The sequence below is a fragment of the Streptomyces sp. D2-8 genome, from assembly GCF_023184515.1.
Classification (GTDB): Bacteria; Actinomycetota; Actinomycetes; order Streptomycetales; family Streptomycetaceae; genus Streptomyces.
In genome coordinates, this window is the sequence record NZ_JAAHBP010000003.1 from 213,274 (window position 1) to 234,608 (window position 21,335).

At 71.9% G+C, this 21,335-nt stretch carries 18 protein-coding genes; 8 read left to right on the forward strand and 10 right to left on the reverse strand.

The annotated features are described in order from the left end of the window. Positions 1 to 266 precede the first annotated feature (266 nt). A complete protein-coding gene (locus tag G3I77_RS07330; RefSeq protein ID WP_248501775.1) occupies positions 267 to 1,784 on the reverse strand; it encodes a M1 family metallopeptidase in 1,518 nt (505 codons plus the stop codon). A 211-nt stretch (positions 1,785 to 1,995) separates the two neighbouring features. Here G3I77_RS07330 and G3I77_RS07335 point away from each other — a divergent pair, with 211 nt between their 5' ends. From G3I77_RS07335 to G3I77_RS07345, 3 genes are all read left to right on the forward strand, one after another. Next, a complete protein-coding gene (locus G3I77_RS07335; protein ID WP_248501776.1) occupies positions 1,996 to 3,951 on the forward strand; it encodes a Xaa-Pro dipeptidyl-peptidase in 1,956 nt (651 codons plus the stop codon). After that, a complete protein-coding gene (locus G3I77_RS07340) occupies positions 3,948 to 5,237 on the forward strand; it encodes a M14 family metallocarboxypeptidase (RefSeq protein ID WP_248501778.1) in 1,290 nt (429 codons plus the stop codon). The genes G3I77_RS07335 and G3I77_RS07340 overlap by 4 nt, the downstream gene beginning before the upstream one ends. An 85-nt stretch (positions 5,238 to 5,322) precedes the next feature. Then, entirely contained in the window at positions 5,323 to 7,047 is a 1,725-nt protein-coding gene (locus G3I77_RS07345; protein WP_248501780.1) for a BCCT family transporter, read from the forward strand. 72 nt (positions 7,048 to 7,119) lie between these two features. On the opposite strand, the gene G3I77_RS07350 is transcribed toward G3I77_RS07345, so the two are convergent. Next, a complete protein-coding gene (locus tag G3I77_RS07350) occupies positions 7,120 to 8,070 on the reverse strand; it encodes an FAD-binding oxidoreductase (RefSeq protein ID WP_248501781.1) in 951 nt (316 codons plus the stop codon). A 66-nt stretch (positions 8,071 to 8,136) separates the two neighbouring features. Here G3I77_RS07350 and G3I77_RS07355 point away from each other — a divergent pair, with 66 nt between their 5' ends. Together G3I77_RS07355 and G3I77_RS07360 are read left to right on the forward strand one after the other, a co-directional pair. Further along, entirely contained in the window at positions 8,137 to 9,159 is a 1,023-nt protein-coding gene (locus G3I77_RS07355) for an oxidoreductase (RefSeq protein ID WP_248501782.1), read from the forward strand. Positions 9,160 to 9,188: 29 nt separating this feature from the next. Then, a complete protein-coding gene (locus G3I77_RS07360) occupies positions 9,189 to 10,829 on the forward strand; it encodes an ABC-F family ATP-binding cassette domain-containing protein (RefSeq protein WP_248501783.1) in 1,641 nt (546 codons plus the stop codon). On the opposite strand, the gene G3I77_RS07365 is transcribed toward G3I77_RS07360, so the two are convergent. The 4 genes from G3I77_RS07365 to G3I77_RS07375 form a co-directional block, all read right to left on the reverse strand. Continuing rightward, the gene (locus G3I77_RS07365) at positions 10,826 to 11,374 is read right to left on the reverse strand and encodes a putative glycolipid-binding domain-containing protein (RefSeq protein WP_248501784.1); all 549 of its coding nucleotides are present in this window, start codon (positions 11,372 to 11,374) and stop codon (positions 10,826 to 10,828) included. The two genes, G3I77_RS07360 and G3I77_RS07365, sit on opposite strands and share 4 nt — an antisense overlap. Positions 11,375 to 11,487: 113 nt before the next feature. Continuing rightward, positions 11,488 to 13,887 (reverse strand): Tex family protein, encoded by a 2,400-nt coding sequence (locus G3I77_RS07370; protein WP_248501785.1) that lies wholly within the window; start codon positions 13,885 to 13,887, stop codon positions 11,488 to 11,490. A gap of 99 nt (positions 13,888 to 13,986) precedes the next feature. Continuing rightward, entirely contained in the window at positions 13,987 to 14,118 is a 132-nt protein-coding gene (locus G3I77_RS40605; RefSeq protein ID WP_252100478.1) for an LPFR motif small protein, read from the reverse strand. Between the two features lie 67 nt (positions 14,119 to 14,185). Next, positions 14,186 to 15,061, reverse strand: a complete 876-nt coding sequence (locus G3I77_RS07375) for a hypothetical protein (RefSeq protein WP_248501786.1) — start codon at positions 15,059 to 15,061, stop codon at positions 14,186 to 14,188. A gap of 114 nt (positions 15,062 to 15,175) precedes the next feature. Here G3I77_RS07375 and G3I77_RS07380 point away from each other — a divergent pair, with 114 nt between their 5' ends. Together G3I77_RS07380 and G3I77_RS07385 are read left to right on the forward strand one after the other, a co-directional pair. Next, on the forward strand, positions 15,176 to 16,135 hold the full coding sequence (locus G3I77_RS07380) for a GlxA family transcriptional regulator (RefSeq protein ID WP_248501787.1): 960 nt from the start codon (positions 15,176 to 15,178) through the stop codon (positions 16,133 to 16,135). 32 nt (positions 16,136 to 16,167) lie between these two features. Next, positions 16,168 to 16,803: a DJ-1/PfpI family protein gene (locus tag G3I77_RS07385; protein WP_248501788.1), complete on the forward strand. Its 636-nt coding sequence runs from the start codon at positions 16,168 to 16,170 to the stop codon at positions 16,801 to 16,803. Here G3I77_RS07385 and G3I77_RS07390 read toward each other — a convergent pair. Further along, complete coding sequence (locus G3I77_RS07390; protein ID WP_248501789.1) at positions 16,790 to 17,545, reverse strand: enoyl-CoA hydratase/isomerase family protein; 756 nt, start codon at positions 17,543 to 17,545, stop codon at positions 16,790 to 16,792. The two genes, G3I77_RS07385 and G3I77_RS07390, sit on opposite strands and share 14 nt — an antisense overlap. A 218-nt stretch (positions 17,546 to 17,763) precedes the next feature. Here G3I77_RS07390 and G3I77_RS07395 point away from each other — a divergent pair, with 218 nt between their 5' ends. Next, positions 17,764 to 18,270, forward strand: a complete 507-nt coding sequence (locus G3I77_RS07395) for an ATP-binding protein (RefSeq protein ID WP_248502591.1) — start codon at positions 17,764 to 17,766, stop codon at positions 18,268 to 18,270. Positions 18,271 to 18,291: 21 nt separating this feature from the next. Here the strand turns inward: G3I77_RS07395 and idi are convergent, their stop codons facing one another. From idi to galE, 3 genes are all read right to left on the reverse strand, one after another. After that, the gene (idi, locus tag G3I77_RS07400) at positions 18,292 to 18,885 is read right to left on the reverse strand and encodes an isopentenyl-diphosphate Delta-isomerase (RefSeq protein ID WP_248501790.1); all 594 of its coding nucleotides are present in this window, start codon (positions 18,883 to 18,885) and stop codon (positions 18,292 to 18,294) included. Between the two features lie 292 nt (positions 18,886 to 19,177). Further along, the gene (locus G3I77_RS07405; RefSeq protein WP_248501791.1) at positions 19,178 to 20,113 is read right to left on the reverse strand and encodes a cation diffusion facilitator family transporter; all 936 of its coding nucleotides are present in this window, start codon (positions 20,111 to 20,113) and stop codon (positions 19,178 to 19,180) included. A 148-nt stretch (positions 20,114 to 20,261) separates the two neighbouring features. Next, positions 20,262 to 21,233, reverse strand: a complete 972-nt coding sequence (gene galE / locus G3I77_RS07410; protein ID WP_248501792.1) for a UDP-glucose 4-epimerase GalE — start codon at positions 21,231 to 21,233, stop codon at positions 20,262 to 20,264. Positions 21,234 to 21,335: the final 102 nt, after the last annotated feature.

Here is a 21,335-nt window from a genome sequence, read left to right on the forward strand (position 1 = left end):
GGCTCCTCGGTCGGCCCGACAAACCCGCCGGACGGACGCGCCCGGTGCATGGGCTCACCGTAGACCGAGGGCCGGAAGGAAGCGCGTTGCCTCGGAGCCGACGGCGGGGCGTTGCGCAACCCGGCGCAGCGGGGCGCCGCGCCGCCCACCCGTTCCGCCCCAGCGGCACGACCGCCCGCAGCTGAGCGGGCCGGGTCGACCGGAGACAGGGGGTCTGGGCCGCCCGCAGCCCCCCGGCATCCGAAGCCCAGCCCGGGCCAGCCCTGTCAGTGGCGTCCCGGCCCGTGCTCCCCGTGCCCGTGCACCCCGTTCGTCGCCTCGATCCGTTTCCACGACCTGGGTTGCGGAACGGCCCCCGACGCCTTGGCCACCGCCGCGGCCCGGGCCGCCGGTACCCCCGGCTTCGACGGCTGGAACAGCCACGTGTCGAACAGTGCGGCCAGCGGCTTGCCCGAGACCTCCTCCGCGTACCGCCGGAAGTCCGCCACCGACGCGTTGCCGTGGGCGTACTTCGACGGCCAGCCCTTGAGGATCGCGAGGAACGCCTCGTCGCCGATCTTGTTGCGCAGGGCCTGCACGGCCAGCGCCCCCCGGTCGTAGACCGCCGTGTGGAACTGGTTGTCAGGTCCGGGATCCCCGGGCTTCACCGTCCAGAACGGGTCGTCGGCCGGATGCGAGGCGTACACGTGGTCGGCGAGTTCCTGCGCCGTGCCCTCGCCCTCGTGCTCGGACCACAGCCACTGCGCGTAGCGCGCGAAGCCCTCGTTGATCCAGATGTCCTTCCAGCCCTTGAGCGACACCTCGTCGCCGTACCACTGGTGGGCCAGTTCATGGACGACGAGGGACACGTTCGACCCGTTCGCGAACTGCCGCGGGCTGTAGAACGGCCGGGTCTGGGTCTCCAGCGCGTACCCGGTGTTCGTGTTCGGCACGTACCCGCCGAGCGCGTTGTAGGGGTACGGCCCGAAGTACCCGGCCAGCCAGTCCGCGATCTCCCCGGTCCGTTCGATGCTCGCCCGCGCCGCCCCGGCATGGGCGCCGAGATCCTTGCTGTAGGCGTTGAGGACCGGAATGCCGCCCTCGGTCGTGCCGGTCGTGATGTCGAACCTCCCGACCGCGAGCGTGGCGAGGTACGTGGTCTGCGGTTTGTCGGACCGCCAGTTCCAGCGGGTCCAGCCGAGCCGCGAACTCGTGGACTGGAGCGTGCCGTTGGAGATGGCCTGCGTGCCGTCCGGAACCAGCACGGACACGTCGTAGGTCGCCTTGTCGAGCGGATGGTCGTTGCCAGGGAACCACCACGCCGCCGCCTCGGGCTCGTTCGCCGCGACGCCCCCGTCCGGGGTGCGGTGCCAGCTGGTGAAACCGTAGGCCTGCTTCGACGACGGCACCCCGCGGTAGCGCACGACGACCGTGACGGACGTGTCCTTGGCCAGCGGGCTCTTCGGCGTGATCTCCAGCTCGTGCTCGCCCGAGGTCCGGAACGAGGCCTTCGTTCCGTTGACGCGCACCTCTCCGACGTCCAGCAGGAAGTCCAGGTTGAAGCTCGACAGGTCCTGCGTGGTGCGGGCGACGAGGGTCGCCGTGCCCTCCAGCTCGTCCGTGGCCGGCTGGTACTTCAGCCGGAGGTCGTAGTGGGAGACGTCGTATCCGCCGTTGCCGAAGGCCGGGTAGTAGGGGTCGCCGATACCCGGCGCGCCGGGGGAGTGGGGGGCGGCCGACGCCGGGATCGCCAGCAGGAGAACGGCCGCTGCCAGGGCTCCCGGCGCGATGATTCTGCGGTGCACGCAAGGCTCCAAGTCGTAGGGTTTTGAGGTCTTCCGGAGTCTGTCCGGAGCGTATTGACTCCCTGTGCTCCTGATCATGTCCATGGCCCCCGCTGTCACACGATCGCCATTCGGCCGACATGAGACACCCGCCCCGAAGGCTCGTCCCGGACACGCCGGTCCGTCAGCTGCCCTCTTCTGAACGGGAGTTCACCGATGTACCGTCCGGCGCATGCCGAAACGCACGCGCTTCACGACCTGGAGACCGCTCGCGACGGCGGCCACGGCCGCCCTCTTGGCCACACTGCTCACCCCGGCGGCCGCACAGGGCGCCCCGCGCGGGAGCGAACCCGTCTACTCGTACGACAACGCCATCCGCGAGGCCGTCTGGGTGGACACCGGGCTCGACGGCGACCGCGACGGAAAGACCGACCGGGTCGCCGTCGACATCGTCCGCCCCCGCGAAACCGCCCGGCAGGGCCGCAAAGTCCCCGTCATCATGGACGCCAGCCCGTACTACTCCTGCTGCGGGCGCGGCAACGAGAGCCAGAAGAAGACGTACGACGCAGACGGCGACGTCGCGCAGATGCCGCTGTACTACGACAACTACTTCGTCCCGCGCGGCTACGCCTTCGTCGGCGTCGACCTGGCCGGAACCAACCGCTCTGACGGCTGCGTCGACGTCGGCGGCCGCTCCGACATCCAGTCCGCGAAGGCCGTCGTCGACTGGCTGAACGGCCGGGCCGAGGCCTACACGAGCCGCACGGGCGGCACCCGCGCCGGGGCCGGCTGGACCAACGGCCGCACCGGCATCATCGGCAAGAGCTGGGACGGCACCATCGCCAACGGCGTCGCCGCCACCGGCGTCAAGGGCCTGAAGACCATCGTCCCGATCAGCGCCATCTCCTCCTGGTACGACTACTACTTCCAGCAGGGCGCCCCGCTCTACGACTCCGGCCCCGAGTGGCTGTCCGACTACGTCAACAGCCCCGACGCCCGGGCCAAGTGCGACGCCGTCCAGCAGAAGCTCGTCGACGGCGCCCCGCGCACCGGCGACTGGACCCCGCTGTGGACCGAGCGCGACTACGTGAAGGCCGCGCGGAAGGTCAGGGCGAGCGTCTTCCTGATCCACGGCATGCAGGACCTCAACGTCCGCATGAAGCACGTCGGCCAGTGGTGGGACGCCCTCGCGAAGAACGGCGTCGACCGCAAGATCTGGCTGTCGCAGACCGGCCACGTCGACCCCTTCGACTTCCGCCGCGGCGCTTGGGTCAGGACGCTGCACCGCTGGTTCGACCACGAACTCATGGGCATCGACAACGGCATCGACCGCGAGCCCATGGCCGACATCGAACGCGCACCCGACCAGTGGGACACCTCCCGCGTCTGGCCGCCGAGCGGCACCCGGGCCGCCACTCTGCGCCCCGACCGGGGCACCCAGGCCGGCGTCGGCACCCTCGGTCTGCACCGCGGGCACGGCACCGAGACGTTCACCGACGACCCGAAGCTGAGCGAGACCGACTGGGCCGCCCGGATCGACAAGCCGACACCGGAGAAGGCCGGCTTCGTCACCGGGCCGCTCACCCGCGACCTGCGCCTGTCCGGCTCCTCCGAGGTCACCGTCACCGCGACGCCCTCCACCCCGACGGCCCACCTCTCCGCCGTCCTCGTGGACATCGGCCCCGCCACCGTCCGCGACTACGCCGACGCCGGAGAAGGCATCACCACTCTCACGCACCGCACCTGCTGGGGCCCGAGCACCCCCGCGGACAGCTCCTGCTTCAAGGAGACGAAGGCGAAGACCGCCGACGTCGACTACACGGTCGTCAGCCGCGGTTGGGCCGACCTCGGCAACCACGCCTCCGGTCACAAGGGCTCCCCGCTCACCCCGGGCAAGCGGTACACGATCACCCTCGACCTCGCGGCGACCGACCACGTCGTGCCCGAGGGACACCGCCTCGCGCTGATCGTCGCGGGCACCGACCAGGGCCTCATCGACCCTCCCGCCGACCGGCCGAAGCTCACGCTCGACCTCTCCCGCACCTCGGCGCGCGTCCCGTTCGCCGGCGGAGCCACCGCCTTCGCCCGGGCCACCACGGGCACCGCGTTCGCCACCCCCGACGCCACGGTCCTGGACGGCGTACGGGAGCCGCGCACCACGCACCGCGTCCCGGAGGGAACCCGGTGACCCGCGACACCACCCGCGTCCGCGCCCTGATCCTGACCACCGCGGCCCTCGTGGCCTCCCTGGTCGCCGCCCCCGCCCAGGCGACGACCACCGGCTCCCCGCCGCGCACCGGCTTCGAGCAGTCGAACGGCGCCCGCTGGACCACCCAGCCCGAGGAGCAGGACTTCCTCGAAGCCGTCGACCGGTCCGGCAGCCGCGTCTCCGTGACCCGCTTCGGCACGACGCAGCAGGACCGCCCGCTCCGGCTGGTGCGGATCGGCAACCGCCCGAGCCCCAACAAGGTGCTGCTCGTCTGCAGCCAGCACGGCGACGAACCCTCCGGCCGCGAGGCCTGCCTGACCACCGTCCGCGACCTCGCCTACGCCCGTGACAGTCGCACCCGGCGCTTCCTGGACCGCACCACGGTCCTGGTCGTGCCCACCGCCAACCCGGACGGCCGGGCCGCGAACACGCGCGGCAACGGCGACGGCGTCGACATCAACCGCGACCATCTCGCCCTGAAGACCGCCGAGGGCCGCGCCCTGGCCGCCCTCATCCGCGACCAGCGCCCCGACGTCGTCTACGACCTGCACGAGTACGGCGCCACACCCCCGTACTACGACAAGGACCTCTTCGATCTGTGGCCGCGCAACCTCAACACCCACGAGGCGGTCCACGACGAGGCGCAGACCCTGTCCGAGGCGTACGTCCGCCCCGCCGCCCGACGGGCCGGCCACTCGACCGGCACCTACGGCATCTGGACGGACCCGGAGACCGGTGAGCCGATCAAGCAAGTCGCCGGCGACGGACAAGAGCGCATTCTTCGCAATATGTCCGGTGTGAAGCACTCCGTCGGGCTGCTCATCGAGAGCCGCGTGGACCCGCTCACCGAGGCGGAGAAGGCGGACGAGGCCCTGAACAACCGGCGCCGGGTCACCTCCCAACTCGATGCTCTCAAGGGCCTGTTCGGCTACACCGACCAGCGCCGCGCCCGGATTGAGACGGCGACGGCCGAAGCCCGGCTCGCGGGCTACGCCACCACCGGCCCCGTGTACGTCGGCGGCGCCGACAACGACCCACCCGAACCGGCCGAAATCATCCAGAATCCGCCCTGTGGCTACCGGCTCACCCCCGCCCAGTACGCCGAAGTGGGCGACGAACTCGCGCTGCACGGTGTGCGCGTACGCCGGGACGCCGAGGGCGTGCTCGTGCCCCTGCGCCAGCCCCTGCGGGCGCTCGTGCCGCTGCTGCTCGACGACCGGGCCGAGTACCACCTGACAGGAGGTTCATCCGAAACTGCATGTTGAGAGGGGTGAAATTCCGCCACACGTGGTAGCAGCGTTTACGGAGGACCTACGTCCTCCCCTGCTTTTACGATGAAAGGTGCCGCCTGTGACACAAGAACGACCAAGCGACAAGGGCTCCCAGGAGGGAGCCGCGCTGCCGGGGTCGGAAGCGGGCCTGCCCGGTCAGGACCGGCCGCAGACCGACCGCATCGTCTTCGGTGTCACGGCGGCGCTCACCCTCGCCTTCGTGGTCTGGGGCGCGACGGCGACCGACTCCCTCGAAAGCGTCTCCAGCAGCATGCTCGGTGGGCTGATGCACAACGGCGGCTGGGCGTTCATGCTCGCCGCCTCCGGCTTCGTCGTCTTCGCCCTCTGGCTCGCGATCAGCCGCTACGGCCGTATCCACCTCGGTGCGGAGGGTGAGGAACCCGAGTTCCGCACGGTGTCCTGGGTCGCGATGATGTTCAGCGCGGGCATGGGCATCGGCCTGATGTTCTACGGCGTGAGCGAGCCGCTGTCGCACTACGGCACGCCCCCGCCCGGCTCGAACCCGGCTGACTCCGGCGAACGCATGGAGACGGCCATGGCCACCACCCTGTTCCACTGGACGCTCCACCCGTGGGCGATCTACGCGGTGGTGGGTCTCGCCATCGCCTACAGCACCTTCCGCAGGCGGCGCCGGCAGACCATAAGCGCCGTCTTCACCCCGCTGATCGGCAAGAAGAACGCCAACGGCGGCATCGGCCGGGCCATCGACATCCTCGCGATCATCGCGACCGTCTTCGGCTCCGCCGCCTCCCTCGGCCTCGGCGCGCTCCAGATCGGCTCCGGTGTGCAGGAGCTGAAGTGGATGGACAAGGTGAGCACCGGGCTGCTCGTCACGATCATCGCGGTGCTGACCCTGGCCTTCGTCGCGTCGGCGATCTCCGGTGTGGAGAAGGGCATCCAGTGGCTGTCCAACACCAACATGGTGCTGGCGCTGGTGCTCGCCCTGTTCGTGTTCGTGGTCGGCCCGACCATCATCGTCCTCGACCTGCTGCCCACCTCCGTCTTCGCCTACCTCGGCGACCTGCCCCAGCTGGCCGGCCGCACCGAGGCGAGCGGCGGCGAGGGCGTCGCCGACTGGCTGGGCAGCTGGACGGTCTTCTACTGGGCGTGGTGGATCTCCTGGACGCCGTTCGTCGGCATGTTCATCGCCCGCATCAGCCGGGGCCGCACGATCCGCCAGTTCGTCGGCGGTGTCATCCTCGTGCCCAGCACGGTCAGCCTGATCTGGTTCGCGATCTTCGGCGGCTCGGCGATGAAGATGCAGGAGGAGGGGCAGCTCGCCAAGGAGGCGACCCCGGAGGGCCAGCTCTTCGGCGTGCTCCAGCAGTTCCCCATCGCCACCGCCACGAGCCTGCTCGTGATGATCCTCGTCGGCATCTTCTTCGTCTCGGGCGCCGACGCGGCCTCGATCGTCATGGGCACCCTGTCGCAGAAGGGCGCCCTCGAACCCGGTCGCTTCGTGGTGGTGTTCTGGGGTGTGGTCACCGGTGCGGTGGCCGCGATCATGCTCATGGTCGGCAGCGGCCAGGGCGACGCGCTGACAGGTCTGCAGAACCTCACGATCCTCGCGGCGGCGCCGTTCGTGATCGTGATGATCTTCATGTGTGTCGCCCTCATGCGTGACCTTCGCCGCGACCCGGTGATCGTGCGGGAGCAGATGGGCTCCGAGGCCGTCGAAATGGCCGTCATGGCAGGCCACAAGAAGTACGACGGCGATTTCGAGTTCCGCGTCGGCCCGGGCCGCGGCCCGGACGTGGAGGGGGACCCGATCGGCAAGCACTGATCCGAACGGCGGCGGGCGGCCCGGGTTCCGTGAACCGGGCCGCCCTCGCGGTTCGGACGCCGCCGCTCGTCCTCAGCCGGAGACCAGCCGGGCCGCCTCCTCCGCGCACCCCCAGGCCACGGTGACGCCCGCGCCGCCGTGGCCGTAGTTGTGCACCAGGAGCCGCCCGTCCGGCAGGGCGTCGCGCTCCAGCCGGACCGCCGGCCGGGTGGGCCGTAGCCCGACCCGGTGCCCCAGCACGCGGGCCCCGGCGATCTCCGGCCGCAGTGCCGCACAGCGCCGGATGATCGCCTCGGCCGTCGCGGGGTCCGGCTCCAGCGACCACGCGTCCTCCTCCGAAGTGCCGCCGAGGACGAGCCCGCCCGGCTGCGGGAACAGGTACGTGTGCTCCCCGGCCGCGTCGGAGGAGACCAGCCAGGTGTCGATCCCGGGGTTCTCCACGACGACGAGCTGCCCGCGCACGGGCCGCACGGAGGGATCCGGCACGAGCTCCCGCGCGGCGAGTCCCGTGCAGTTGACCACCACCGGCGCGTCCACCTCCGCGAACCCGGACACCGTACGCGTCTCGACCACGCCACCCGCAGCCACGAACCGCTCCCGCAGCCACGGCAGATGGGCCGGCATGTCGATGAGCGGCAGCCGTGCCCGGACGCCCGTGCCCGCGTACTCCCGGGCCGTGGACGCCCGCAGCCCCGGCACCCGCCCCGCCAGCCACTCGTCGGCCTCGTCGAGGCGGGTCTCACCCTGTACCCCTTCGACCATGCGTACGCCGGCCGGTTCGGCCCGTGCCGCCAGCTCCTCGTACACCTCCAGTGACCGCAGCGCCCACGCGCGTGCCATCGCGACCGGCTCGATCCGGTACGGCCACCACAGCGCGCCCGCAACGGCTGAGGTGGTCGGCTCGACGGCGTCGCGCGACCACACCCGCACTCGCCGCCCCTGCTCCGCGAGAACCAGGGCGGTCGTCAGCCCGACCACCCCGCCGCCGACCACCACGATCTCGCCACTCGACTCACTCGCCATGCCCGGACCGTAGCGGAATGTGTCATGCCGTGCTCACATCACGCGCAGTGTGGGGATACTCACAGCATGTGTGCCGAGTACGCGACCTTCGGCCTGGCGCCCGCGATGCGGGCCGGGGGAGTCCTCAATGACGGTGGTTACCAGGTCCACCGGGACTTCGTGGACTTCATCGTCGACGGACGCCCGCTGCTGTTCCAGCTCTCCGACCTCGACGCGGTCTCCCCGCTCGCCTCCGACGTCCCACCCGCGATCTTCACCGCGCAGGTCCGCAGCCTGCTCCTGGAGAGCGCGGCCCCGCTGCCCGGCGGCCGCTACGTCGTCTACGGCTGCCCCGAGTGCGAGGACCTGGCCTGCGGTGCCGTCACCGCGGTCATCCAGAGCGACGGCGAGGACTTCATCTGGCGGGACTTCGCCTGGCAGACCGACGAACACGCCGACCTGGAGCTCAACGGCTACCACGGCATCGGCCCGTTCCGCTTCCGCGGCGCCGAGTACCGGACGGCGCTGAGCGCCCTGCTGAACGGCTCCGCGCCCGATCCCCGGCGCCGCGTGCTGCTGATCGGCGCCCGCGTCGCCGTCCTCGCCAAGCTGGCCGCGGCCTTACGCACCATCGGCGTCGGCGCCGACATCGCCCATGACGCCGACGGCGTACCCGCCGACGAACTCCGCGGCTACGGCGCCGTCGTCTTCGGCCACACGGCCGGGGAGCAGGAACGTGCCGCCGTCCGCCGCGCCTTCGAGCGCGCCCGGGTCCCGGTCGCCCACGTCGACGGCCTCGCCCCGATCGTCCCGCTCCTCGTCGCCCAGATCGAACACGCCCTGGACCGCAGCCCGGCCGACCGGCGCCGCCTCACCGGCCTCACCGCCGCCGGCGGCAGCGCGGACGTCGACGTCTCCTCCGCCTGCCGGATCACCGTCACCGCCTACCGGCTCGACCGGCTCTCCCGCACCCACACCCACGAGATCTTCGACGGCGTCCTCGAAGCGGGCCGCCACCGCATCGCCCTCGACGCGAAGGCGGTCAGGGGCCGGTCCTTCGTCGTGGCACGCACCTCCCGAAGCGTCCTGGCGGTGGCCGTGAACCACTGAGCGGCCCGGCCGTTAGGATCGGCGCTCTGATGACTGCCACCCTCGTCGCCAAGAACCTCGCCGCCGGCCACGGCGACCGCTCCCTGTTCACCGGCCTCGACCTCGTCGTCGCGCCCGGCGACGTGATCGGCCTGGTCGGAGCCAACGGCGCGGGCAAGTCCACCCTGCTCAGGATGCTCGCCGGACTCATCGCACCCGAGCAGGGCGACCTGCGCCTGTCCCCGCCGACCGCCACCGTCGGCCACCTCCCGCAGGAGCCGGACCGCCGGCCCGGCGAGACCGTACGGGCGTTCCTGGCCCGCCGCACCGGCGTCGACGAGGCGCAGCGCACCATGGACGAGGCGACCCAGGCCCTGGTCGACGGGGCACCCGGCGCCGACGACGCCTACGCCACGAGCCTGGAGCGCTGGCTCGGCCTCGGCGGCGCCGACCTCGACGAACGCGCCGAGGAGGTTGCCGACGGCCTCGGTCTCGCGGTCGACCTGGACCAGCCGATGACGTCCTTGTCCGGCGGTCAGGCGGCCCGCGCCGGCCTCGCCTCCCTGCTCCTGTCCCGCTACGACGTCTTCCTCCTCGACGAGCCGACCAACGACCTCGACCTGGACGGCCTGGAGCGCCTCGAGCGCTTCGTGACCGGCCTGCGCGCCGGGACGGTGGTGGTCAGCCACGACCGCGAGTTCCTCACCCGCACCGTCACCAAGGTCCTCGAACTCGACCTCGCCCAGCGGCAGATCAACCTCTTCGGCGGCGGTTACGAGGCCTACCTGGAGGAGCGGGAGGTCGCCCGCCGGCACGCCCGCGACGAGTTCGAGGAGTACGCCGACAAGAAGACGGCCCTCCAGGACCGCGCCCAGACACAGCGCTCTTGGATGGACAAGGGCGTGAAGAACGCGCGCCGCAAAGCGGGTAACGACAACGACAAGATCGGCCGCAAGTTCCGCAGCGAGGCCAGCGAGAAGCAGGCCGCGAAGGCCCGCCAGACCCAGCGCATGATCGAGCGCCTGGACGTCGTCGAGGAGCCCCGCAAGGAGTGGGACCTGCGCATGGAGATCGCGTCGGCCCCGCGCTCGGGCGCCGTCGTCGCGACCCTGCGGGACGCCGAGGTGCGCCGCGGCGGCTTCGTCCTCGGCCCCGTCTCCCTGCAGATCGACTGGGCGGACCGGGTGGCGGTGACGGGCGCGAACGGCGCCGGCAAGTCCACGCTGCTCGCCGCCCTCCTCGGCCGTGTCCCGCTGGACGCCGGGCACGCCGCGCTCGGCTCGGGCGTCCTGCTCGGCGAGGTCGACCAGGCCCGCAAGCTGTTCCACGGCGAGGAGTCCCTGCTCGACGCCTTCCGCACAGCCGTCCCGGACACCGAACCGGTCGAGATCCGCACCCTCCTGGCCAAGTTCGGCCTCAAGACGGACCACGTCCTGCGCCCCGCGGCGAGCCTCTCCCCGGGCGAGCGCACCCGGGCCGCCCTGGCGCTGCTCCAGGGCCGGGGCGTCAACCTCCTGGTCCTCGACGAGCCGACCAATCACCTCGACCTGCCCGCCATCGAGCAACTGGAGTCCGCCCTCGACGCCTACGAGGGCACCCTCCTGCTGGTCACCCACGACCGGCGCATGCTGGACGCCGTGCACGTCACCCGCCGCCTGGAGGTGGCGGACGGCAAGGTGACCGAGCGCTAACGGGCCGTCAGGCGCGTGGCGAGCCGGGGGTAGTCGACGACATACCCCTCGTCGTCGAACTCCAGGTCACTGCGGAAGTCGCCGGAGGAGTACCGGACCCGCCCGGGTCCGAGATGCGTGTACGTCTGCCGTGACGGCCGCACTGTCAGGCTCGGCACCGCCACCCAGGCCATCAGGAACTCCCTTTCGCCCGGCGTCTGATGGAGCCCGTGCCGCAGCACCGGCATGGTGTTGGTGAGCGGACACAGCCCGAGATCGCAGTCGAGGGCTCCGTCGACGTCGGGGAGCGGCTCGCCGTTCGCGGTCCAGCCGCCCTCACCGTCGTGGAGCAGATCGAGCGCCCGGGTCCCGGCCTCGGCCTCCGCCGTGACAGTCAACCGCTTGGTCACGAATCCTTCTGCGGTCTCCAGCTCGTACGAGATCCAGTACGGCTCCGGAACGGTACCGACGGCCCGCCCGCGCGCCCGCAGCACGCCTTCTCCGAGCTGGACCCAGGCGGTCTCGAACCCGTGGCTCCCGGACACTTCCCAGGTGATGGCACGCATTCGGCAACCCTAGAACGGAAAGGGCGCGAAGCGCCTCTTTCCCAGGGGTGCGGGGAGCTGCGCGACCAGCCACAACGGGCCCGCAGCTCCCCACGGCCTCCCCGACGGAACAGTCAGCGCTTGCCGCCCTTGGGATCCGCCAGCCCCGCGCGGCGCAGCGCATCGGCCATCGCGCTGTTGGCGGGCGGCGGCGCCTGACGCGAACCGCCACCACCGCCACGGCCACCGCCACGTCCACCCTGCCGCTGCTGCGGCGGACGCCCACCCCGCTGCCGGCGCTCACCGGAGCCCCCGCCCTGGCCCTGCGAAGCAGCCGCCTCGTCCTCCAGCCGCAGCGTCAGCGAGATCCGCTTGCGCGGGATGTCGACGTCGAGCACCTTCACCTTGACGATGTCGCCGGGCTTCGCCACGTCCCGCGGGTCCTTCACGAACGTCTTCGACATCGCGGAGACATGCACCAGACCGTCCTGGTGGACGCCGATGTCCACGAACGCCCCGAACGCGGCGACGTTCGTCACGACGCCCTCCAGGATCATCCCGGACGACAGGTCGGAGATCTTCTCCACGCCCTCCTTGAAGACGGCCGTCTTGAAGGCCGGGCGCGGGTCGCGGCCGGGCTTCTCCAGCTCCTTCAGGATGTCGGTGACCGTCGGCAGGCCGAACGTCTCGTCCACGAAGTCCTGCGGCCTCAGCGAGCGCAGCACCCCGGTATTGCCGATGAGCGAGGCGACCTCCTGCCCGGCGGTCTTCACCATGCGCCGGACCACCGGGTACGCCTCGGGGTGCACGCTCGACGCGTCCAGCGGGTCGTCACCGCCGCGGATCCGCAGGAAGCCCGCGCACTGCTCGTACGCCTTCGGGCCGAGCCGCGCCACCTTCTTCAGCGCACCGCGGGACGTGAACGGCCCGTTCTGGTCCCGGTGCGCCACGATGTTCTCGGCGAGCCCGGAGGTGATGCCGGAGACCCGGGCGAGCAGCGGGGCCGACGCCGTGTTGACGTCCACACCCACGCCGTTCACACAGTCCTCCACCACCGCGTCCAGCGAACGCGACAGCTTCACCTCGGACAGGTCGTGCTGGTACTGGCCGACGCCGATCGACTTCGGGTCGATCTTCACCAGCTCGGCCAGCGGGTCCTGGAGCCGGCGGGCGATCGACACGGCGCCGCGCAGCGACACGTCCATGTCGGGCAGCTCCTGCGAGGCGAAGGCGGACGCCGAGTACACGGACGCGCCGGCCTCGGACACCATCACCTTCGTGAGCTTCAACTCCGGGTGCTTGGTGATCAGTTCACCGGCGAGCTTGTCGGTCTCGCGGGACGCCGTGCCGTTGCCGATGGCGACCAGCTCGACCGCGTGCTCCTTCGCGAGCCGGGCCAGCTTGGCGATGGCCTCGTCCCACCGGTTGGCCGGGACGTGCGGGTGGATGACGTCCGTGGCGACGACCTTGCCGGTCGCGTCGACGACGGCGACCTTCACACCGGTACGGAAACCGGGGTCGAGGCCGAGCGTCGCGCGCGTGCCGGCCGGGGCGGCGAGCAGCAGGTCCCGCAGGTTCGCCGCGAAGACCCGCACCGCCTCGTCCTCGGCGGCCGTGCGCAGCCGCAGCCTCAGGTCGATGCCGAGGTGGACGAGGATGCGGGTGCGCCACGCCCAGCGGACCGTGTCCTTCAGCCACTTGTCGCCCGGGCGGCCGCGGTCGGCGATTCCGAACTTGTGGGCGACGATCCCCTCGTATGAGGAGGGGCCGTCCGTCTGCTCCTCGGGCTCCAGGACGAGGTCGAGGACCTCCTCCTTCTCGCCGCGCAGCATCGCGAGGATGCGGTGCGAGGGCAGCTCCGTGAACGGCTCGGCGAAGTCGAAGTAGTCGGCGAACTTCGCCCCCGCCTCCTCCTTGCCGTCCCGCACCTTGGCGGACAGCCGACCGCGCACCCACATGCGCTCGCGCAGCTCGCCGATCAGGTCGGCGTCTTCCGAGAACCGCTCGGTGAGGATCGCCCGGGCGCCGTCCAGGGCGGCCTGCGGATCCGCCACGCCCTTGTCGGCGTCGACGAACGCGGCGGCCGCGGCGAGGGGGTCGACGGACGGATCGCCGAGCAGCCCCTCCGCCAGCGGCTCGAGTCCGGCCTCGCGGGCGATCTGCGCCTTGGTGCGCCGCTTGGGCTTGTACGGCAGGTAGATGTCCTCCAGGCGCGCCTTCGTCTCGGCGCCCCGGATGCTCGCCTCGAGTTCCTCGGTGAGCTTGCCCTGCTCGCGCACCGACTCCAGGATCGCCGCCCGCCGCTCCTCCAGCTCCCGCAGATAGCGCAGCCGCTCCTCGACGGTGCGCAGCTGCGCGTCGTCGAGCATCTCGGTCGCTTCCTTGCGGTAGCGGGCGATGAAGGGCACCGTAGAACCGCCGTCGAGCAGTTCCACGGCGGCCCTGACCTGCCGCTCCCGTACGCCGAGCTCCCCGGCGATCCTGCCTTCGATGGACACTGCGTTGATGGACCCGATGGACCCGGGTGTCGTCACGATCCCGTACCGCCTTCTCCGCTGAGGTTGCGCGGCAATTGTGGCAGGTGGCACGGACACTCGGGGCTCAGGGCGGCACCCGGCAGGTCGCGGTCCGGGTCAGGCCCTGCGGCTGCGGGTGGAGGACGACGCCCCGCCGAACAGCCGGGCCAGGGCCCGGAAGGGCAGCGTGACGACGGTGGCGATGGCGCCGCCGATCTGGCGCAGCACATCTGCGATAGCACGGAACACGGAATTCCCCTTTCTCCACTCCCGGCCGCGGCGGCCGGTGGAGAGCGGGTACCTCAGAGCCACGTCACTATGCGTCACCCTTGCCGATCAGATCCGCCGGGTACGCCCCGGCCACGAGCGCCGCGTGCGCGAACGCTCCGCCCAGCTCGGTCAGCCGGGCCACTCCCTCCGGGCCCAGGTGCTCGTACGGGGCACGGTCCAGACGGTCCGTCTCGTGCTCGATCTCCCGGCGCAGGGCGACACCCTGCTCGGTGAGGTCGCCGGACGCGTCCAGCAGCCCGCGCCCCCGCAGCCGGTCCGTCGCCGCGTCCCAGTCGCCCTGGCTCCAGCCCCGGGTCCTGAGGACCCACTTCGGGGTCATCCCCTTGCCCGTCGCCGTGTGGGTCGCCATCGCCTCCAGGCCGTCGAGACCCGCGGACATCAGGACGGCCAGGTGCCCGTCGCCGCGGTGTTCGCGCAGCAGGGTCGCCGCGTGCCAGTAGGCGAGGTGCGGTTCCTCGGGGACGGGCAGATCGGCGTGGGCGGCGTACAGCGGCCGTGCCTCGCGCGAGCAGGCCTCGGCGGCGCGCAGCGCGAGCCGGGCGGCCTCGGCCATCTCCGCCGAGGCCAGGACGTCCGCACCGAGCAGGCGGCGCAGTGTCGCGTCGACCGCACGCGCGCGTGCCGCCAGGACCTGCCCGGGTGCGGCGGTCTCCCACACCGCCGGCACGTGCCGGGCCACGAGCTCGTACTTGTAGTTGTAGAAGGCCGCCGTCACGACACCGGCCCCGACCGGTCCGAGGGCGGCGGCCCGCACGGCGAAGTTCACGGCACGCGGGTCGGTGATCCCGACGGCGCCCAGTTCGCGCCCGAGGTCGGGTGAGAAGTAGTGCGTCGAGTGCAGGGAGTTGAGCATGTTGTGGCAGCGTCGGCCGGCGCGCGGCTCCAGGGCGGCAGTCGTCATGCCCGGCAGGTTACCAACCGCTTGGTATGTCCTCCATGGTCACGCATCTCATGGCAGGAAAGGTGGGGGACCCGTCCTTGCGGCCACGCTCTGGCCCTGCGGAGAATCGACGGCATGGCCCAGCACACGGTTCTCGCCGTCCTCTTCGACGGCCTGCAGAGTCTCGACGTCACCGGGCCCGTGGAGGTCTTCGCGGGCGCGGAGCTGCTCCGCCCGGGGGCGTACCGGATCCGCACGGCGTCCCTGGACGGCGCACCCGTGCGGACCACCAGCGGCCTGACCCTCGTACCCGACGAGTCCCTGACCACCGCGCCCGACCCGGACATCCTCCTCGTCCCCGGCGGACCGGGCAGCCTGCGGCCCGACCCGCGTCTGGTGGCGTGGGTGCGCGAGCGCGGGCCGCGCGCCGCCCGTCTGGTCTCCGTGTGCACCGGCGCGGCCGTGCTCGCCGAGGCGGGGCTGCTGGACGGCCGCCGCGCCACGACCCACTGGGCGTACTGCGACCGGCTCGCCCGCGCCTACCCGGCCGTCGAGATCGACCCCGACCCCGTCTACGTACGCGACGGGCACATCGCCACCTCGGCCGGTGTCACCGCCGGCATCGACCTCGCCCTCGCCCTGGTCGAGGAGGATCTGGGACGGGACGCCGCCCTCACCGTCGCCCGCCATCTGGTGGTGTTCCTGCGCCGCCCCGGCAACCAGGCCCAGTTCAGCGCCCAGCTCGCGGCCCAGACCGCACACCGCGAGCCCCTGCGGGACGTCCAGCGGTGGATCACCGACCACCCGGACGCGGACCTCTGCGTCGACACCCTCGCCGCCCGCGCCCGCCTCTCACCCCGCCACTTCGCCCGCGCGTTCCGCGCCGAGACCGGCATGACACCGGGCCGCTACGTGGACCGCGTCCGCCTCGAGCACGCCCGCCGCCTTCTGGAGGACACCGCCGGCGGCATCGAGGAGATCTCCCGCACCAGCGGCTACGGCACGCCCGAGGCCATGCGCCGCGCCTTCGTCAGGGCCCTGGGAACGCCCCCGGCCGAGTACCGCCGCCGCTTCCGCCCCGCGACCGCACCGTGAATCCCCCCGACAACAGCCGACGGAAGGCCCCCATGCAGATCGCCATCGTCCTCTACGACCGCTTCACCGCCCTCGACGCCGTCGGCCCCTACGAGACCCTCGGCCGGCTCCCGGACGCCGAGACCGTCTTCGTCGCCGAGGAGGCCGGCCCCGTACGGAACGACTCGGGCAACCTCGCGCTCGTCGCCGACCGCGCTCTGGCCGACGTACCGCGCCCCGACATCATCGTGGTCCCCGGCGGCCCGGGCCCGCTCCCGCTGGCGGCGGACGGACCCCTGCTCACGTGGCTGCGCACCGCCGACGCCACCAGCACCTGGACGACGTCCGTGTGCACCGGCTCCCTGCTTCTCGCCGCCGCCGGACTGCTCCGCGGCCGCCGTGCGACCTCCCACTGGCTGGCCCTGGAGGAGCTGAAGCGTCACGGCGCCGAGCCGACGGGGGAGCGGGTCGTCACCGACGGCAAGTACGTCACCGCGGCCGGCGTCTCCTCCGGCATCGACATGGGACTCACCCTGCTCGGCAGGATCGCGGGCGACGACCACGCGCAGCTCGTCCAGCTCGCCACCGAGTACGATCCGCAGCCGCCCTACGACGCCGGATCGCCCGAGAAGGCCCCCGCGCACCTCGTCGAGCTGGTCCGCACGCACTCCGGCGTCATCCTGACGTAGGCACGCTCCAGCCGAACCGCGGCTGCCTGCGCTCCAGGAACGCGGCGACGCCCTCCGCGGTGTCGCCGCTCGCGCGCGCCTGCCCGGCCCAGTGCGCGTCCCGGTCCGTACGCCCGTCAGCGAACTCCTTGGCCGCCGCCTGCGTCAGCTGCGAACGGGACACCAGGATGTGGGTGAACTCGGCGACCCGCTTGCCGAGTCCGCCCTCGGGCAGCACCTCGTCGGCCAGCCCGGTGCGCAGCGCCCGCCGCGCGTCGATCAGCTCACCGGAGAACAGCAGGTACTTGGCGGTGGCCGGCCCCACCAGGGACATCAGCCGCCGGGTCGAGGAGGCCGGGTACACGATGCCGAGCTTCGCGGGCGTCACACCGAACAAGGCCCCCTCCTCGGCGAACCGCAGATCACAGGCCGCCGCCAGTTGCGCTCCGCCGCCCACGCAGTGCCCCCGGATCGCGGCCAGCGTCGGCTTCGGGAACGCGGCCAGCGCCTCCTCGGCCCGCACGGCCAGCCCCTGGGCCTGCGCGGGCGAGCCCCGCAGCGTCGAGATGTCGGCCCCGGCGCAGAACGTGCCGCCCTCGCCGGTCAGCACCAGCGCCCGCACGGCGGGATCCCCCGCGAGCTCCTCCAGCAGGGCGGGAAGGGAGCGCCACATCGCGGCCGTCATGGCGTTGCGCTTCTCGGGATGACGTATGACGACCGTCGCGACCGAGTCGGTCACGCGGTGCTGCAGCTGGGGCTCCATGGGCCGGATGCTATCCGGATGCCAAACCCGTACAACCCGAATAGTTCGCCGAGACGGCACAACAGGGACAGGACCAGTCCCACAACTGACCGTGTCATACGCCAACGGTCAGAAGTGCTCGATACTTGCTGACTTCTGTTCAGTCCCGGGGTGCGAGGCGCATCGTTACCAACACTCGAGGTGTGGCGACAATCGAGCGCGAGGGTGGCGACCGGACGATGGACGACGACGGGCGTGGGTTCGGTCCGCGCCCAGAGGGCGGCGCGGCGCCCTTCGACCCCGGGCCCGCGGAACCGCTGCCGTACGAAGGCGTATGGAGGTTCACCGCTCCGGCGGTCGACGCCTCGGTCCCCCAGGCCCGGCACGCCGTACGGGACCTGCTGCTGCGTCAGGGAGTGCCGGTCTCGGACGATCTGGCCCAGGGGCTGCTGCTGATCGTCTCGGAGCTGGTGACGAACGCCGTGAAGCACGCGGCGGTGCTGTCGCCCACGGTCGCCGTCGAGCTGGCCGTCGGCGCCGAGTGGCTCCGGGTGTCCGTGGAGGACAACCATCCGTACCGGCCCACCGCCCTGGAGACCGACCACGGCCGGACCGGGGGGCGCGGACTGCTCCTGGTGCGCGAGGTCACCCGGGAGGCGGGCGGCAGGTGCGAGGTCGAACACACCACGAGCGGCGGCAAGGTGATCTGGGCCGCCCTGCCGCTCAAACCCGCGCGCTTTTCCTGAGCCCCGTCGTCAGGGCCCGGGTCACCAGCCGGCCGACGGGCCCGTCAGCTCCCTGATCGCCGGCCGGGCCGCGTCCAGGACGGTCATGAACCAGGCCGAGAAGGTGTCCTTGGCGTGCCGCTCCGCCAGCTCCGGCGGGGTCACGAACACCGTCGACGCCACCTCCTGCGCATCCGGCCGCACCACGGCCTGGACCATGCCGACGAAGAGGTGGTTGTACTCCTGCTCCACCAGACCGGACTCCGGGTCCGGGTGGTTGTAGCGGACCGTGCCCGCCTCGGCCAGCAGGGACGGGGAGGCCCCGAGCTCCTCGAAGGTGCGCCGCGCCGCCGCCGCGAAGGGCGCCTCGCCGGGGTAGGGATGCCCGCAGCAGGTGTTGGACCACACGCCGGGGGAGTGGTACTTGCCCAGCGCGCGCTGCTGGAGCAGCAGCCGGCCGTACTCGTCGAAGAGGAACACGGAGAACGCGCGGTGCAGCTGTCCGGGCGGCTGGTGGGCGGCGAGCTTCTCCGCGGTGCCGATCGTCACGCCGTCCTCGTCGACCAGTTCCAGCAAAATCGCGTCTGCGGTGCCGTTCGACGGGTTGTGCGTCGCGGTGGCAGGTGTGATCGGCATACCCATCCTTCACATCGGTCTTCGCGCCCCAAGTCTGCCGTACGAATCCGGCACTCCCGGCACTTCGCGGCACGCCCGCATGTCCCGCGCGGCGGCGCGGATCGCGGCCGGCACCGGTCGGACGCCGGGAAAGGGGCCCGGTAGGTGATCGTGCCCGGCCGGGCAGGCGGAAAATCGTCCCTACCGGAGCTGTGGGGCTCAGGGCGCGGGCGCGTGGCGCAGGGTTGCGTTCTCCGGCGCACCCACGGCGACGTGCGCCCCACCTGCCTCACACGCCTCGGAAGCCGGCACGTCAGTGACAGAGCCGCGCCTCGTGCTCCGCGTGCCCGCTGGGTTCCAGCTGGAAGGTGCAGTGCTCCACGTCGAAGTGGTCGCCGAGGCAGCCCTGGAGCTCGTGGAGCATCTTCCCGTGGCCTATCGCGTTCAGGGCCTCCGAGCTGACGACCACGTGCGCCGACAGCACGGGCATGCCGGAGGTGATCGTCCAGGCGTGCAGGTCGTGGACATCCTCCACACCGTCCGTCGCGAGGATGTGCGACCGCACCTCCGCCATGTCGACGCCCTGGGGAGCGGTCTCCAGCAGCACGGACAGCGTCTCGCGCAGCAGCTTCCACGTCCGGGGCGCGATCATCAGCGCGATGACGAGCGAGGCGATCGGGTCGGCGGGCTGCCACCCCGTGAGCATGATCACCACGGACGAGACGATCACCGTGACCGAACCGAGGGCGTCCGCCGCGACCTCCAGGAACGCGCCCCGCACGTTCAGGCTCTCCTTCTGGCCGCGCATCAGCAGCGACAGCGACACCAGGTTCGCGACCAGGCCGATCACACCGAACAGCAGGGCCAGCCGGCCCTCGGTCTGCGCCGGCGTGATGAAGCGCTGCACCGACTCGTACACGACGTACCCGCCGGCCCCGAGCAGCAGCAGGCAGTTGGCCAGGGCGGCGAGGATCTCGGCCCGGGCGTAGCCGAAGGTGGCCTGATCGCTGGGCGGTCGGTTCGCGAAGTGGATCGCGAGCAGCGCCATGCCGAGGCCCAGCGCGTCCGTCGCCATGTGCGCCGAGTCCGCGACGAGCGCGAGCGAGTCGGCGAGGACCCCACCGACGATCTGCACGACCACGATGCCGAGCGTGATCGCCAGCGCGGCCCGCAGCCTGCCGCGGTACGCCGAGGTCGCCGTACCGCCGGCCGCGCCGTGCGCGTGACCGTGATCGTGCCCAGCCCCCATGAGAAGTCAGCCTCCCTGTGTCCGCCCGATCGTGCTCGGGCACCCCAGTGAACTACGGGGAGGGGGTATGTGCAACGCGGCACTGAACACCGTTGTCATGTGCCCTGACCTGCGGAAACGATATGCAGGTCAGGGTACCTCCAGGAGGTCAGGAGCCGGGGTGCAGCAGCCAGCCCCGCCAGGCCGACTCCGTCATCTCGCGCACCCCGCGCCGGGCCGTCCAGCCGAGCTCCGCGGCTGCCCGGGCGGCGGAGGCCACCGCCCGCGGGGCGTCGCCGGGCCGGCGCTCCTCGACGAGCGGCGGCCGGCGGTCGCCGGTGACCTCGCCGATGACCGTGATGAGTTCGCGCACCGAGACGCCCTCGCCGCGGCCGATGTTGACCGTCAGATCGCCCGTGCTGCCACCCCCGGCCAGTCGCCGGGCCGCCGCCAGGTGGGCCTCGGCCAGGTCGGCGACGTGGATGTAGTCACGGACGCAGGTGCCGTCCGGGGTCGGGTAGTCGTCACCGAAGATCCTGGGCGGCTCGTCACGCGTCAGCCGGTCGAAGACCATCGGGACGATGTTGAAGACGCCCGTGTCGGCCAGCTCCGGCGCGGCCGCGCCCGCCACGTTGAAATACCGCAGACATACGGTGGAGATCCCGTGCGCCCGTCCCGCCGCCCGCACCAGCCACTCGCCGGCGAGCTTGGTCTCGCCGTAGGGGTTCACCGGGGCACAGGGCGTGTCCTCCGTGATGAGGTCCACACCCGGGTCGCCGTACACGGCCGCCGACGAGGAGAACACGAAGCGCTCGATCCCGGCCCCGGCCACCGCGTCCAGCAGGGTCACCAGTCCGCCGACGTTCTCCCGGTAGTAGCGCGTGGGCTGCGCGACGGACTCGGCGACCTGCTTGCGCGCCGCGAGATGCACCACACCCGTCACACCGTGCTCGGCGAAGACCCGCTTCAGGAGCTCCTCGTCCAGAGCGGAACCCCGCACGAGCGGGACATCGGACGGGAGCCGCGCGGGCACCCCGGCCGAGAGGTCGTCCAGGGCGACGACGCGCTCCCCGGCCTCGGTCATGGCCCTGGCCACATGGGCTCCGATATAGCCGGCACCGCCGGTGATCAGCCAAGTCATGGTCGCCCACCCTATGCGGCCACGACGGCTGCCCGCGCAATGTCCCCGATGTCCGCTCTGCGGGGCGCGGTTTGTGGGGCGGGCCCCGGATCCACGATGATG